The organism is Rothia sp. HMSC072B03 (assembly GCF_001809565.1).
Lineage (GTDB): Bacteria > Actinomycetota > Actinomycetes > Actinomycetales > Micrococcaceae > Rothia > Rothia mucilaginosa_A.
This window is the reverse complement of sequence record NZ_KV797959.1, coordinates 1-287: the sequence shown is the minus strand read 5'-3', so window position 1 is coordinate 287 and position 287 is coordinate 1.

Below are 287 nucleotides of genomic sequence, written 5' to 3'. Positions count from 1 at the left end.
CCAGCCACAGAACCTCACAAATGCTAAACTGATAAAGGTGCATCAAAAACTTGAAACTAGCTCCATAGCATACGCCTTGGACCTGGCCGGATGGGCCCTGAGGATCTGCAGGTGGTGAAATATACAGAAGCCACCACGCTATCCGACTGGGCTTTTGCACACAAGGCACCCCCACAGGGTGCCTTTTCCCATACCCCCCTGCACCGAAGCAACCCCGGGGCAAAACAACCACACCAACCACAACCGAAAGAACACCAATGATCAACACCAACCCCACCGCCCCCGCA